Raw genomic sequence first — 14,151 nt, 5'->3', positions numbered from 1 at the left:
TGCGCCGGGACGCTCCCGTTCCGGCGACCACCGCAGAGCCCTTCCGAACCGGGCGGGGCCGCCCAGGAAAGGAACTGCCGTGCCGCACCCACGTTTTCCAACATTCCGCCGGATCAGCGCCGCCGCGCTTGCCGCGACGCTGTGCCTCGCCGCCGTTCCGGCGGCGCAGGCCACCGAAGCGCCGCAGGGGTGCAGCGGGACCGCCGATCCGGACACCTGCCAGACGGTCATCGGGTGGGCCGCCGCGCAGCTCGGCGACGTGCCCGGGGACGAAGCCGAGCTCGGGGCCGCGAACGGGATGCTCTCCACCTATGTGGACTTCGCCAACCAACCCGGATTCCCCGCGGACTACGCGGCCGAAGCCGCGCGGCGCAACGCGGCCCTGCTGATCGCCTGGGAACCCTACGACTGGGAGAACCGCAGCGTGGACCAGCCGGAATACCGCCCGGCGGCCATCGCGGCTGGAAGCCACGACGACTATCTGGTCTCCTGGCTGAAGCAGGCCCAGAAGTACGCGGCGAACCAGCCGATCCTGGTGCGCTTCGCCCCGGAAATGAACGACGCCATCCGTCCCTGGTCCGTCGGGGTGAACGGCGGGAACACCGCCGCCGACTACGTGCGGATGTTCCGGCACGTGTACCAGCTCAAGGAACGCTGGGCGCCGGATGCCGCTTTGGTCTGGAACCCGCTGGTGGCCGGATCCGCCCCGGATGGGACACCCGTCGACTTCGCCTCGGTCTACCCGGGCGCCGACTCCGTGGACATGCTGGCGCTGGACGGCTTCAACTGGGCCGACGCCAACGACCCCGCTGTCAACTGCAACTGGCAGTCCTACGACGACGTCTTCGGCGCGCCCGTGGCGCAGCTTAAGCAGCTGGCCGGCGGCAAGCCCTGGGGCATTGCGGAGGTCGCCTCGGCCTCGCGCGGCGAATCCTTCTTCACCGCGGGAGGTGAATGCGCCGAGGCCTGGGGCTCCTGGGTGTTCCAGTGGCCGCAGAGCCCGCCGTTCTACGCCGAGGCCGATGACTGGATCACCCAGGCTGGCTGGATGAAAACGATGATGCTCCAGGCGCACGCGGACGGCGCGCTGTTCGTCAACCTGTTCAACATGGACAAGGAAACCGACTGGCGGCTTGAATCCACGCCGGCCGGAACCGAGGTGCTGGGCCGGATCGACGCCACCGGCTCCTTCAGCTTCGGCAATGAGCGCAGCTCGCAGCTGATCCGCGACGCGCTGCACCCCGAACCGGCAGCCCCGTAGCCGCCGCCGGGCGTCTGTGCGACGGCAAACCGTCCGAGCTTTTGTGCATTCTTCACAAGAACTTGGGCAGAACAACCCAAGCTCGTGACGGCGCGCACACCTAGGGTAGAGAAGGACGAAATCAACGAGTAGGGGAGCATCATGAGCGGACTTCGACCATTGGAAGGAATTGTCGTCGCTGACTTTTCCCGGGTTCTCGCCGGACCCCTGAGCACCATGACGCTCGCCGACCTGGGTGCGCGCGTCATCAAGGTCGAACGCCCGGAAACCGGGGATGACACCCGCAGCTGGGGCCCGCCATTCTCCGCGACCGGCGCCACCTACTTCGAATCGGTCAACCGCAACAAGCAGTCCATCGCGCTGGACCTGCGCAACGAGCAGGACCGCGAGGTCGCCCGAGACCTGGTTTCCAAGGCCGACGTGCTGGTGGAAAACTTCATCACCGGCGGCATGGACAAGATGGGCCTGGGCTACGAGGAGCTCTCGGAGCTGAACCCGTCGCTGATCTACGCCTCGATCACCGGCTTCGGGTCGGCGGGCGGATCCAAGATCCCCGGCTACGACTTCATCGTGCAGGCCCTGGGCGGGCTGATGTCCATTACCGGCGAAGCCGATGCGGATCCGATGAAGGCCGGCGTGGCGCTGGTGGACGTGCTCACCGCCAAGGACGCCACCATCGCGATCCTCGCGGCGCTGCAGAACCGGCAGAAGACCGGCCGCGGCGCGCACATCGAGGTCAATCTGCTCTCCAGCCTGCAGGGCGCGCTGGCCAACCAGGGCCAGGCCTACCTCGGCGCGGGGAAGATCGCCGGGCGCATGGGCAATGCGCACCCCTCCATCGTTCCCTACCAGCTGCTGGACTGCCAGGACGGCTCGGTGGCCGTGGCCTGCGGCAACGACGGCCAGTTCGTCAAGCTGTGCGCCGAGCTCGGGGTTCCCGAGCTGAGCGGCGATGCGAAGTTCTCCACCAACACCCAGCGCGTCGCGCACCGCGAGGAGCTCATCCCGCTGCTGGAACAGGCCCTGCGCGCCGACACCGGCGCCAATTGGCAAAGCCGCCTGACCGAGGTCGGCGTGCCGGCCGGCAAGGTCGCGAACATCGCCGAAGGCCTGGACTACGCCGCCTCGCTGGGCCTGGAGCCCACCATCGAAGTGCTGGATGCGCAGGGCGTGGCGGTCGGCGAGCAGGTGCGCCACCCGGCCATCTGGACCCCGGCGCTGGACGCCCCGCGTCAGGCCCCGCCCAAGCTCGGCGAGCACAATGACGTGGTGCGCGGATGGCTGGGGGCCGCCGCCACCGTCTAAGGCCGGTTCCTAGAATCCGTGCGTTTCAGCGTGCCGCAGCGCAAGCCACAGGTGCGCTGAAACGTCCGGGTCATCCACATCCACGCCGATCAGCGAATTCACCAGCTGCATCCGGTAGCGCAGCGTGTTGCGGTGCAGCCCCAGTTCCCGGGCCGCCTCTTCCCAGGTGCCGCGATGGCGCAGGTAGCTGGTCACCGTGGCCACCAGGTCCGCCCTGGCATACTCGTGCAGCGCCTTGACCAAGTTGGACGCCTTGGATTCGTCGCTGGAACCCAGATGCGTCAGCATGCCCTTCGGCGCCCGCGCAATCGCCGCGCGCAGCGCCTGGAAGATGGCGGGGATCTGCGTTCCGTGGATTTCCGCGGAGAGCACGGCGGCCGTTTCAGGGACCTGGTTTTGCTTCTCGGGGGAGAAGCCAAGCACCTGGAACTCGGTGCCCTCCAGATCGTCGAAGGGGCGCTCGCCCAGCGGGGCCACCAGCGACGCGTCAAGCAGGGCAATCAAGGACGACTCGTGTTCGAACACGAAGGGCGTGGCCTTCAACGCCGGCCCCAGGTCGTAGGGTTCCGGGCCCAGCAGCCCGCGGGCCGACTCGGCGGCGAATGACACCGGGATGCTTCCCTGCGCGCGCAACGCCAGCAGCCGCAGCGTCGAGGGGACATCGGGCAGTCCCGAATCCTCGGCCAGCATCCTGGCCGCTTCCAGCTGCCCGCGCACCGCGAGCTTGGCCACCGCGCTGCCCAGCACCGCCGTGGACTCGGCCTGCTGCTCGCGCTGGCGCGAGCGCATGGCCAGCAGCACGCAAACCGTCGTGATGACCTGCCGGTCCGCCGGGGTCAGCCGCCGTCCCGGACCGAGCGAGAGCACCCCGTACACCTGCGCGTTGACCAGCACCGGATACAGCACCACCGGCTGGTTCAGGATCTCGAAGGTCGCGGTGCTGGGCGCCTCCAGCTTGTCGATGCGGTGCGTTTCCCGCCGCACCTTGGGCATGAACTGCTCGGCGGACGGGGGCCAGACGGTTTCTCCCTCGCCGAAGCGCGGCACGTAGGCCGCCCAGCCGCCCAGCGACTGCGCCAGCCCGCGCACCACCGCGGGCACTGCGTCGGGGCGCATGGCGGCTCGCGCCATGGCGGTCTGGGTGCCCAGCGAATCCATCAGGTCGGCATTGCTGCTGCGCATGGCCAGATTCCAGTAGGCGCGCGAAACGTTCTGGAACGGCACCTGGTCCGGGACCACCACCACTTCCAGTTTCGCTTCCGCGCAGGCCGCGGCCAGCGCCGGCGGGATGGCGGTGAGCGAGGGCCCCAGCCCGATGCCCAGGACCTTGACCGACTTCTCCTGAAGCCGCCGCACGTAGACGGCCGGGTCGACCTGGCCGCGGGCGAAAATCATCCCGGTGGTCAGCAGCAGCTCGCCGCCCGAAAGATACGGGGTCGGGTCCTCCAGCTCGGAGACGTGGACGCCGGCAATCGGGGTGGTGCTGTAGCGGCCCGATGGACCGGGCTCCAGGTCCGACGCGAGGGCGGTGCCGAGTTGAAGAAGCGTGATCATAGAAAAAGTATCCGACAATTCGGACTCTCTTGTACAGAATGTCTAAGGCGCGAATCACAATTGTTGCGTAATTTCAGAGGTAAGCAATTCGACGGTGTGTGACGCAGTCCCGGCCAACGGGACGGCAAGACGCCGAACCTCACGTTTCAACACCTCTTCAAGGAGACCACCATGGCACTGGCAGAACGCGTTTTGGACCCGGCAGACCTGATCAACTTCGACGCGCTGCTGACCAGCGAAGAGCTCGCCCTGCGCGACTCGGTGCGCGGCTTCGTCAACGAGAGCATCAAGCCGAACATCGCCCGCTGGTACGAGGACGCAGTCTTCCCGCTGGAGATCGTGCCGGAAATGGCAAAGCTCGGCCTGCTGGGCATGCACCTGGACGGCTACGGCTGCGCCGGACGCTCGGCCGTGGAGTACGGCCTGGCCGGAGCGGAGCTGGAAGCCGGCGACTCGGGCCTGCGCACATTCGTCTCGGTGCAGGGTTCGCTGGCCATGAGCGCCATCTACAAGCACGGCTCCGAGGAGCAGAAGCGGGAGTGGCTGCCGCAGATGGCCGCCGGCGAGGCCATCGGCTGCTTCGGCCTGACCGAGCCGACCGCGGGCTCGGACCCGTCCAGCATGAAGACCTTCGCCCGCCGCGACGGCGACGACTGGGTGCTGAACGGCTCCAAGCGCTGGATCGGCCTGGCCAACGTCGCCAAGGTCGCAGTGATCTGGGCGCAGACCGACGAGGGCATCCGCGGCTTCGTGGTGCCGACCAGCACCCCGGGCTACAAGGCCACCCCGATCGAGCCGAAGCTGTCCATGCGCGCCTCGATCCAGTGCGAAATCGAGCTGGTCGACGTGCGCCTGCCGGGCTCGGCAGTGCTGCCCGAGGTCAAGGGCCTGAAGGGTCCGTTCTCCTGCCTGAATGAAGCGCGCTACGGCATCATCTGGGGCTCCATGGGCGCCGCCCGCGATGCCTTCGAGGTCGCCCTGAAGTACTCGCAGGAGCGCCTGCAGTTCGACAAGCCGCTGGCCGGCTACCAGCTGACCCAGCAGAAGCTGGTGGACATGGCACTGGAAATCAACAAGGGCTTCCTGCTGGCGCTGCACATCGGCCGCCAGAAGGACGCCGGCACCCTGGACCTGCACCAGATCTCCGTGGGCAAGCTGAACAACTGCCGCGAAGCCATCGAGATCTGCCGCGAGGCCCGCACCATCCTGGGCGGCAACGGCATCACCCTCGACTACTCGCCGCTGCGCCACGCCAACAACCTGGAATCCGTGCGCACCTATGAGGGCACCGACGAGGTCCATACCCTGATCCTGGGCAACAAGCTGACTGGCGTTCCGGCCTTCCGCTAAACCGGCCGAACCGCACGAGAGAAGGCATATTTCGATGACCCTATCGACCTCCGCAAACCTGCTCGCCCAGCTCGACCAGTACATCAACGGTGTCTGGGTGCAGGGCGAAGGCGGCATGATCACCACGCAGAGCGCCTCGGACTCCGCCGTGGTCCTGGCCTCCGGCAACGCCGCCAGCGCGGACCAGATCGACCAGGCATTCCAGGCCGCCGAAGCGGCCCGGAAGTCCTGGGCGGCCACCCCGATGGCCGCCCGCGGGGCGATCCTGGTCAAGGCGGCCGCCTACCTGCAGGAGAACTCCGCCAGCTTCGGCGAGCAGCTTTCCGCCGAGGAAGGCAAGACCAAGGCCGAAGGCGTGGGCGAGGTGCTGCGCGCCGCGCAGATCCTGACCTACTACGCCGCGGAGGCTGAGCGCGCCGCCGGCACCGTTTACCAGTCCCCGCGCGCCGGGGAGCAGATCATGGTCACCCACAAGCCGCTGGGCGTGGTCGGCGTAATCACCCCGTTCAACTTCCCGATCGCCATCCCGGCCTGGAAGATCGCCCCGGCGCTGGTCTTCGGCAACACCGTGGTGTTTAAGCCTGCCAGCTTGGTGCCGCTGCTGGCGGTGCGCCTGGTGGAGGCCCTGGCCCACGCCGGCCTGCCGGCCGGCGTGCTGAACCTGGTCATCGGACCGGGCTCGCTGGGCGATGCGATCATGGAGCACGAGCACCTTGACGCGCTGAGCTTCACCGGTTCCACCGGGGTGGGCCGTCGGCTGTGCGCCGCCGGCGCCGCCCGCGGCATCCCGGTGCAGGCTGAAATGGGCGGGAAGAACGCCTCCGTGGTGCTGGCTGACGCGGACCTGGACCTGGCCAGCGAGCAGGTGCTGTTCGGCGCCTTCCGCTCCACCGGTCAGAAGTGCACCGCCACCAGCCGGCTGATCCTGGACGAGTCGATTGCCGAGGAGTTCCTGGCCAAGCTCACCGGCCGCCTGGATTCCTGGGTGACCGGCGATCCGCTGGATCCTTCCGTGCACATGGGCCCGCTGGTGGACGCCAAGGCCGCGGTCTCGGTGCGCGCCGGGGTGGACAAGGCGATCGCCGAAGGCGCCACCGTGGCCTACTCCGGCAAGGCTCCGAACGGCGGTAGCTTCATGGCGCCGACCATCCTGGAACTGCCGGCCGGGCCGGCCGGACGCGCGAACACCGCCTGGCGCGAGGAATTCTTCGCTCCGGTGCTTTCCGTAGTGCGCGTGAACGGGACCGAGGAGGCCTTCGAGGCCGCGGAGGACTCTCAGTTCGGGCTGAGCCTGGCGCTGTTCACCCGCGACCTGTCTGTGGCGCTGGCCGCGCAACAGACTCTCGATGTGGGGATTTTGCATGTAAATTCGGAATCAGCGGGTGCCGACCCGCACGTTCCGTTCGGCGGAGCCAAGGCCTCAGGCTATGGTCCCAAGGAGCAGGGCGCCGCCGCGCGCGAGTTCTACACGCACACCACCACGGTGTACCTGCGCGGCTAGTGACGTAACAGTACCCGAGCAGAAAACAGAGGAATCAATGACGATCGAACGCATTCTGGTAATTGGCGCAGGAACCATGGGACGGCAAATTGCCATGAGTTGCGCGCTGGGAGGCTACACGACCATCCTGCAGGACATTTCCGAGCAGGCCCTGGCCGCAGCCCGCACCGAGCTGGAGGGCTGGGCCGCCTCCCGCGTGGCCAAGGGCAAGCTGAGCCAGGATGAGGCCGATCGGGCGCTGGGGCTGCTGACCCAGTCCACCGACCTGGCCAGCTCCGCCGCGCAGGCGGATCTGGTCATCGAGGCCGCGGTGGAACGCCTGGACATCAAGGAGCAGATCTTCGCGCAGCTCGGCCAGGCCGCTCCGGCCCACGCCATCCTGGCGACCAACTCCTCGACCCTGCCTTCCTCGCGCATCGCCGCGGCCAGCGGACGCCCCGAACTGGTGTGCAACATGCACTTCTTCAACCCGGCCCTGGTCATGAAGTGCGTGGAGGTCGTGCGCAACGAGCAGACCAGCGACGCCACCGTAGAGGCGGTCACCGCGGTCGCCAAGCGCCTGGCCAAGCAGCCGGTGCTGGTGAACAAGGAGATCCCGGGCTTCATCGCCAACCGCATGATGGGCGCCATCAACCGCGAGGCGCTGGACCTGGCCGCGGCCGGGGTGGCCAGCATCGAGGACATCGACACCACTGCCCGCACCGCGCTGGGCCACCCGATGGGCCCGTTCGAGCTGATGGACCTGGTGGGCCTGGATGTGGTGGACTTCATCGCGCAGGCCACGTTCGAGGAGACCGGGCTGGAGGCGGACAAGCCCCACGCCCTGATCGTCGAGAAGGTCCAGGCCGGCAAGCTGGGCCGCAAGAGCGGCGAGGGCTTCTACCCGTACAAGGGCTGAGCCCCCGCCCGTTTCGGGCATACGCAGGACCCGCAGCGCCAACCGGTGCTGCGGGTCCTGCGCTTAATGGCTGCTGGCGCCTACTGCCCGACCTCGGGCTGCTCGCCGAGCTGGAAGTGGCGCCCGGAGATGGAGCGGACGTGGATGCGGATCCAGAAGTCCTTCTGCGTCGGAACCCAAGGGCTCACGCCGCTTTCGCGGGCTTCCTGGATGTCGGCCTCGTGCTCGAGCACCTCGGCGGAGCCGTGCACCACAACGGACCACGCTTCGTCGGCGAGGATCCCGTCGGCTTCGAAGGCCACCTTGTCGTTGATGGTCATGGATGCCAGCTTGTTGCCCGGTGCGGTGCGCAGGAAGAGCTTGCCCTTGTGGACCCCGTAGTTGACCGGGACGATATCGACATCACCTGCGACGGAGGTGGCAACGCGACCGTGCGAGGTATGGGCCAGAAGTTCCCAGGACTGCTCCTCGTTCAGGACGAGGACCGGATGGTTGTTGTCGTGATCGTATTTCATACTCTGATCTTTCTACGTAAAGTAGAAAACCGCAAGGTCTGCGACACATTGTGATTGGTCAAGCCTGCCGACGGCAGGCATGAAAGACTTGGAGCATGAGTCACGCTGCAAGCGACGGAGTTGCGCGCCATGTCGCCTCCCGGTTCGAGGACGGCTACCACCGCTGGAGGGTCCGCAACGCGGAACGCAAGGGCTTGGGTCCGGTCATCCTGCCCTACCTCGGCTACGGCTACGCCAGCAGCGCCGGCGGCTGGATCCGCGTGCTCGCGCGGGTGGTGCTCGCCAAGCCCGGCGCCTTCGAGGACGGCCACCACCAGGCGCAGGTCATCGCCGACGGCATCCGCGGTTTCCGGAATTTCACGTCCCCGATCCTGCCGGGCGGCAAGGTCTCCATCGAGGTGGCGGGCCAGCGCTTCGAGGTGCAGGCCGACCGCGGCGGGGTCATCGACGCGAAGCTGGCGGTGGACCTGGACCCCGGGTGGCACGAGGTCTCGCTGCGCGCCCACGACGGCGATGACGCCAGCGCGAAAATCCTGGTCATCGACGAGAGCCAGCGCTTCGGCGTGATCAGCGACGTGGACGACACCGTGGTGGTCACCGCGCTGCCGCGCCCGCTGCTGGCCGCCTGGAACTCGTTTGTACTCTCCGAGCATGCGCGCGTGGCAACCCCGGGCATGGCGGTGATGATGCAGCACATCCTCAAGGAGCACCCGCACAGCCCCACCATCTACCTGTCCACCGGTGCGTGGAACGTCGCGCAGACGCTGCAGCGCTTCATGTCGCGCAACCTCTACCCGCGCGGACCGCTGCTGCTGACCGACTGGGGGCCGACCGACCGGGCCTGGTTCCGCAGCGGCCAGCAGCACAAGGTCGACCAGCTGCGCCGGCTGGCCGAGGAATTCCCGAACATCTCCTGGGTGCTGATCGGCGATGACGGGCAGCACGACCCGGCGATCTACGCCGAGTTCGCCCGCCGCTACCCGGAGCACGTGCGCGCCATCGTGATCCGCCAGCTGACCCCTTCCGAGGCGGTGCTGGCCGGCGGCCGCTCGCAGGAGCTGTGGCGCACCACGCCGGGGATCCCCTGGGTCTATGAGCCCGACGGGGCGCGGATCCTCCAGGGGCTGGCCCGGCTCGGGCTGGTCGATTTCGATACCGATTTCCAGGAGGAAGACTAATGAGCGGTGCACCGCTGCGGGTCCAGGTGCCCATGCGCTGGGGCGACATGGACGCCTACGGCCACGTGAACAACGTGAACTTGATCAGGCTGATGGAGGAGGCGCGCATCGCCGGGTTCGGCGTGCCGGGCGGCACCGGGGCGCCGGGCATGGACCCGAAGGCGGATATCTTCTCCGCGGTGCCTGCCGGGGTGCAGATCCTCGTGGTCGAGCACCGCGTGCGCTATTCGCGGCCGCTGGAATACCGCAACGTCCCGGTGAACGTGGATCTGTGGGTGGCCAACATCAAGCCGGCCAGCTTCGAGATCTGCTACGAATTCCGCGACCCCATCGAGGACTACCTCTGCGTCAAGGCCGCCACCACCCTGGCCTATTTCGACCCGGCGGTGGGCCGCGTCCAGCGCCTGAGCGAGGCCGAGCGCCAGGGGCTCGCGGCGTTCGAAGGGGCGCCGACCTTCGCAAAGTAGGGCGCACGGCTTGGGTGAATTAGGATTGAGTTATCTAGTCTTATTCAGATAGGAAGTGCTACCGTGGCCAATCCCCAAGCCGAACGCCCGCAGGGTGGCGGGCGCGCTGCCCGTCCGCAGACCGTACTGCAGGTCATGAAGCGCGAGCAGATTGCTCCGCACCTGGTGCGCCTGACCCTCGGCGGCCCGGGCTTCGAGACCTTCGTCGACAAGCCGGTCACCGACCGCTACATCAAGATCCTGTTCGCCAAGCCGGAGCTCGGTCTAACTCCTCCCTACGACATGGATGAGCTGCGCGAGAAGCTGGACATGCAGGACCTGCCGGTGCGGCGCACCTACACCGTGCGCAGCAGCGACGCGGAAGCCGGAACCATCCAGGTGGATTTTGTGGTCCATGGCGACGAAGGATTGGCCGGCCCCTGGGCCCGGGACGCCCAGATCGGCGACACCGTCTGCTTCTCCGGCCCCGGCGGCCTGTACTACCCGAAGGAGGAATTCGACTTCCACTTCCTGGTCGGCGACGAGACGGCCATCCCGGCCATTGCCGCGGCGCTGGAATCCATGTCCGAGCACATGCGAGGCGTCGCGATCATCGAGGTTTCCGCCGCCGAGGACGAGATGGACCTCAAGGCCCCGGCCGGCGTGGAGATCCGCTGGGTTCACCGCAACGGAGCCTTCACCCCCGAGAACACCAAGCTGGAGTCCGTGGTGCGCGACTACCCGTGGCCCGAGGGCACGGTGCAGGTCTTCTCCCATGGCGAGCGCGAAGTGACCAAGAAGCTGCGTGGCTACTTCTACAACGAGCGCGGCGTGGACCGCCGTGACATGTCGCTTTCCGCCTACTGGGCCTTCGGTCGCGCGGAAGACGACTTCCAGGCGGAGAAGCGCAGCCCGGTCGGCCAGATCTTCGAAGAAGCTCCGCTCCAGAGAAGTTAGAGTCACCTAAGTTAATTTTTATTAAATTAGCATGCAGGGGTTGACGTTATTGCCCACTGCCGGGTTATGCTTATTCAAGAGCTTCTCCCGTGTGTGGTCGGGAGAAGCTGCAAACTTGACCGATGCGAATCGGCTTGTTCACCGCGAGCCAGGAAATGCTCATCCTGCTCTGGTGGTCGGCTTAGCCGGCTTGAAATAAGGGGAATAGGGAAGCGGCTGACCTGCTCAGTCAGCCGAGTCGCAGAAAAATGAGACCTGCCGGGATCGCACACCCTGGCAGGTCTCATTTTTTATGCCGTCGCGGCCGACACCGCGCGGCGGGAAGCCTACCGGGGCCAGATCCCGGAGGTGCCGCGGCGATGGGACCCGAGCAGGTGGGTGTCGACCATGCCCACGGCTTCCATGAGGGCGAACATGGTGGTCGGCCCCACGAACTTGAAGCCGCGCTTCTTCAATTCCTTGGCCAGCGCCTTGGACTCCTCGCTTTGCGTAGGGATCTCCGACATGGCGCGCGGTCTGGGGGTTTGCTCCGGCTGGTGCGACCAGATGAGCTGCGCCAGCCCACCCTCGTCGCGCAGGGCCAGGGTGGCCTGCGCATTGGCGATCGTGGCGCGGATCTTCAACCGGTTGCGCACGATGCGCGGATCCTCGATGAGCCGCTCGAAATCCGTTTCGGAAAACAGGGCGACCTTTTCCGGGTCGAACTGCGCGAAGGCGTCGCGGAACGCCTCGCGCTTGGACAGGATGATCGCCCAGGACAAGCCCGACTGGAAGCACTCCAGGCTCAGCCGCTCGAAGAGCCCGGTCTCGTCGGTGATCGGCATGCCCCATTCGGTGTCGTAGTACCGGCGCAGCATCTCGTTGCTCGAAGCCCACAGCGGCCGGGCCAGCCCGTCATCGCCAATGATCAGGTCGTTGCTCATTCCTCCATCTTGCCATTGGCAGATGGCGCCGGGATTGAGCGACCCTGTTGCGCGGCGGCCTGAAATGCTATCATCGTCATATGGCGATAATAGAGTCACAGATCGATGCAATGGAAGAGGCCCAGCAGCGCCTGCAGCTCGCGGCGCTGTTCCATGCGCTGGCCGACCCCACGCGGCTATTGATCCTTGAGCACCTGAAAACCGGTGAGCACAAGGTCAAAGACCTCACCGAGCATCTGGGCCTGGCGCAGAGCACCGTCAGCGCGCACCTTTCCTGCCTGAAGGACAGCGGCCTGGTCAGCGTCCGCAGCCAGGGCCGCGCGAGCCTGTACTCCCTGAGCCACGCCCAGGACCTGGCCGCCGTGCAGAGCCAGGCGCTGCGCCTGGGGCGCCCGGCCAACCGCAACCACCAGTGGCATGAGGGCCACCCCTCTCCGGAAGGCGGGGTGTAGCTCCATGGGCCACGACCACTCCCACGAGCATTCCCACGACCATTCCGCCACCAACCGGACCCGGCTGGCCTGGGCGCTGGGCATCACCGCCAGCATCCTGGTCGCGGAGGTCATCGGCGCGATCATGACCAACTCGCTGGCCCTGCTGGTGGACGCGGCGCATATGCTCACCGACACCGCCGGGCTGCTGATGGCGCTGACCGCTGCCAACCTGATCATGCGCAAGCCCACCATGAAACGCACCTGGGGCTTCCGCCGGGCCGAGGTGCTCTCCGCGACCCTGCAGTCGGCGCTGCTGCTGGCCGTGGGCATCTACGCCGCGGTGGACGCGGTCCAGCGGCTCTTCGACCCGCCGGAGGTCCAGCCCGCCGGGCTGCTGGTCTTCGGCATCATCGGTTTGCTCGGCAACATCGCCTCCATGCTGATCATCGCCGGGGGACGGGGCCACAACCTGAACATGCGCGCGGCCTTCCTGGAAGTCGTCAATGACGCGCTGGGTTCGGTCGCCGTGATCGTCGCGGCCGTGGTGATCGCGCTGACCGGCTGGATGCGCGCCGATTCCGTGGCTGCGCTGCTGATCAGCGCGCTGATCGTGCCCCGCGCCGCCACCTTGCTGAAGGAAACCACGCACATCCTGCTCGAATCCACCCCGCGCGGCCTGGACTTGGGCGCGGTGCGCACCCACCTGGAAGGCCAGCCGGGCGTGCTCGCCGTGCACGACCTGCACGCCAGCCAGATCGCCTCCAACCTGCCGGTGCTCACCGCGCACGTGGTGGTCAAGAACGAGATGTTCGACGCGGACGCTGCCGGGGGCCTGCTGCGCAACCTGCAGCAGTGCGTGGCAGCGCACTTCGAGGTCAGCATCGAGCACTCGACCTTCCAGATCGAACCGGAATCGCACAGCGTCACCGAGCGCCATACAGGGTGCTGACCGGGCGGCGCGCACCCGCGGAACCAGCGTCCAGGATGCCGGCTCATACCCAGGTATGAGCCGGCGGCATCCAAGACCGGCCTGTCGGCCGATACGGGTTTCTCTTGGCCTTTTATAGTCTTGGAACATGACATCTGAAACTCTGCCCCTTACCGAATACGCGGTCTGCGCCCGAGGTCTGACCAAAAGCTACGGACATGACAGCACCCGCGTGGAGGCGCTGCGGACAGTAGACGTCGCCTTTGCCCGTTCCCGCTTCACCGCCATCATGGGCCCCTCGGGCTCCGGCAAGTCCACCCTGATGCACTGCCTGGCCGGGCTGGACACCGCGGACGCCGGAGAGATCATCATCGGCGGCCGCGACCTGATGAACCTGAACGACGACGAGCTGACCATGATGCGCCGCGAGCAGATCGGCTTCGTATTCCAGTCCTTCAACCTGGTCCCGACCATCAACGCCAAGGACAACATCCTGCTGCCGCTGTCGCTGGCCGGCAAGAGCCACGACCGCGAATGGTTCAACACCGTCATCGACGCGTTGGGCCTGCGCGACCGCCTGAGTCACAAGCCGCACGAGCTTTCCGGCGGCCAGCAGCAGCGCGTCGCCGTGGCGCGCGCCCTGCTCACCCGCCCCGAGGTCGTCTTCGGCGACGAGCCCACCGGCAACCTGGACTCCCGCACCGGGGCCGAGGTGCTCTCGCTGATGCGCACCTCGACCCGCGAAATGGGCCAGACCATCATCATGGTCACCCACGACCCGGCCGCCGCCTCCTACGCGGACACCGTGCTGCTGATGAAGGACGGCAGCATCGTGGGCCAGCTGGATGACCCGACCGTGGCCACCGTGACCGAGGCCCTGGCCTCGCTGGCGGAGTAGTCG

General features: G+C 67.1%; 14 protein-coding genes. 11 read left to right on the top strand and 3 right to left on the bottom strand.

The features are described from left to right. The first annotated feature begins 79 nt into the window (after nucleotides 1-79). A complete protein-coding gene (locus ATC04_RS15155; protein WP_052772246.1) occupies nucleotides 80-1,261 on the top strand; it encodes a hypothetical protein in 1,182 nt (393 codons plus the stop codon). A gap of 141 nt (nucleotides 1,262-1,402) precedes the next feature. Then, nucleotides 1,403-2,566, top strand: a complete 1,164-nt coding sequence (locus ATC04_RS15150) for a CaiB/BaiF CoA-transferase family protein (protein ID WP_047118307.1) — start codon at nucleotides 1,403-1,405, stop codon at nucleotides 2,564-2,566. 9 nt (nucleotides 2,567-2,575) lie between these two features. On the opposite strand, the gene ATC04_RS15145 is transcribed toward ATC04_RS15150, so the two are convergent. Continuing rightward, a complete protein-coding gene (locus ATC04_RS15145) occupies nucleotides 2,576-4,120 on the bottom strand; it encodes a PucR family transcriptional regulator (RefSeq protein WP_047118308.1) in 1,545 nt (514 codons plus the stop codon). A gap of 171 nt (nucleotides 4,121-4,291) precedes the next feature. On the opposite strand from ATC04_RS15145, the gene ATC04_RS15140 reads away from it, so the two are divergent. The 3 genes from ATC04_RS15140 to ATC04_RS15130 are packed head-to-tail and all read left to right on the top strand — an operon-like array spanning nucleotide 4,292 to nucleotide 7,869. Further along, nucleotides 4,292-5,470: an acyl-CoA dehydrogenase family protein gene (locus ATC04_RS15140; RefSeq protein WP_047118309.1), complete on the top strand. Its 1,179-nt coding sequence runs from the start codon at nucleotides 4,292-4,294 to the stop codon at nucleotides 5,468-5,470. 34 nt (nucleotides 5,471-5,504) lie between these two features. Then, nucleotides 5,505-6,971, top strand: coding sequence for an aldehyde dehydrogenase family protein (locus ATC04_RS15135; RefSeq protein WP_047118310.1), 1,467 nt, complete (start codon nucleotides 5,505-5,507; stop codon nucleotides 6,969-6,971). Nucleotides 6,972-7,008: 37 nt separating this feature from the next. Beyond that, a complete protein-coding gene (locus tag ATC04_RS15130) occupies nucleotides 7,009-7,869 on the top strand; it encodes a 3-hydroxyacyl-CoA dehydrogenase family protein (RefSeq protein ID WP_047118311.1) in 861 nt (286 codons plus the stop codon). 80 nt (nucleotides 7,870-7,949) lie between these two features. On the opposite strand, the gene ATC04_RS15125 is transcribed toward ATC04_RS15130, so the two are convergent. Further along, nucleotides 7,950-8,384, bottom strand: a complete 435-nt coding sequence (locus tag ATC04_RS15125; protein WP_047118312.1) for a pyridoxamine 5'-phosphate oxidase family protein — start codon at nucleotides 8,382-8,384, stop codon at nucleotides 7,950-7,952. 95 nt (nucleotides 8,385-8,479) lie between these two features. Between ATC04_RS15125 and ATC04_RS15120 the strand changes: the two genes are divergently transcribed. From ATC04_RS15120 to ATC04_RS15110, 3 genes are all read left to right on the top strand, one after another. Next, entirely contained in the window at nucleotides 8,480-9,562 is a 1,083-nt protein-coding gene (locus ATC04_RS15120; protein WP_047118313.1) for a phosphatase domain-containing protein, read from the top strand. Continuing rightward, on the top strand, nucleotides 9,562-10,029 hold the full coding sequence (locus ATC04_RS15115; protein WP_047118314.1) for a thioesterase family protein: 468 nt from the start codon (nucleotides 9,562-9,564) through the stop codon (nucleotides 10,027-10,029). The genes ATC04_RS15120 and ATC04_RS15115 overlap by 1 nt, the downstream gene beginning before the upstream one ends. A gap of 63 nt (nucleotides 10,030-10,092) precedes the next feature. Next, complete coding sequence (locus ATC04_RS15110) at nucleotides 10,093-10,965, top strand: siderophore-interacting protein (protein WP_342352846.1); 873 nt, start codon at nucleotides 10,093-10,095, stop codon at nucleotides 10,963-10,965. 326 nt (nucleotides 10,966-11,291) lie between these two features. Here ATC04_RS15110 and ATC04_RS15105 read toward each other — a convergent pair whose 3' ends face one another. After that, entirely contained in the window at nucleotides 11,292-11,888 is a 597-nt protein-coding gene (locus tag ATC04_RS15105) for a DNA-3-methyladenine glycosylase I (RefSeq protein ID WP_047118315.1), read from the bottom strand. Nucleotides 11,889-11,968: 80 nt separating this feature from the next. Between ATC04_RS15105 and ATC04_RS15100 the strand changes: the two genes are divergently transcribed. From ATC04_RS15100 to ATC04_RS15090, 3 genes are all read left to right on the top strand, one after another. Continuing rightward, a complete protein-coding gene (locus ATC04_RS15100) occupies nucleotides 11,969-12,340 on the top strand; it encodes a metalloregulator ArsR/SmtB family transcription factor (RefSeq protein ID WP_047118316.1) in 372 nt (123 codons plus the stop codon). A gap of 4 nt (nucleotides 12,341-12,344) precedes the next feature. Then, nucleotides 12,345-13,271, top strand: coding sequence for a cation diffusion facilitator family transporter (locus ATC04_RS15095; RefSeq protein WP_047118317.1), 927 nt, complete (start codon nucleotides 12,345-12,347; stop codon nucleotides 13,269-13,271). 127 nt (nucleotides 13,272-13,398) lie between these two features. Further along, nucleotides 13,399-14,148: an ABC transporter ATP-binding protein gene (locus ATC04_RS15090; protein ID WP_047118318.1), complete on the top strand. Its 750-nt coding sequence runs from the start codon at nucleotides 13,399-13,401 to the stop codon at nucleotides 14,146-14,148. Nucleotides 14,149-14,151 lie beyond the last annotated feature (3 nt).

It is taken from the genome of Arthrobacter sp. YC-RL1 (assembly GCF_001454985.1).
GTDB classification, from domain to species: Bacteria; Actinomycetota; Actinomycetes; order Actinomycetales; family Micrococcaceae; genus Glutamicibacter; species Glutamicibacter soli.
This window is presented reverse-complemented; position numbering and strand designations above follow the sequence as displayed.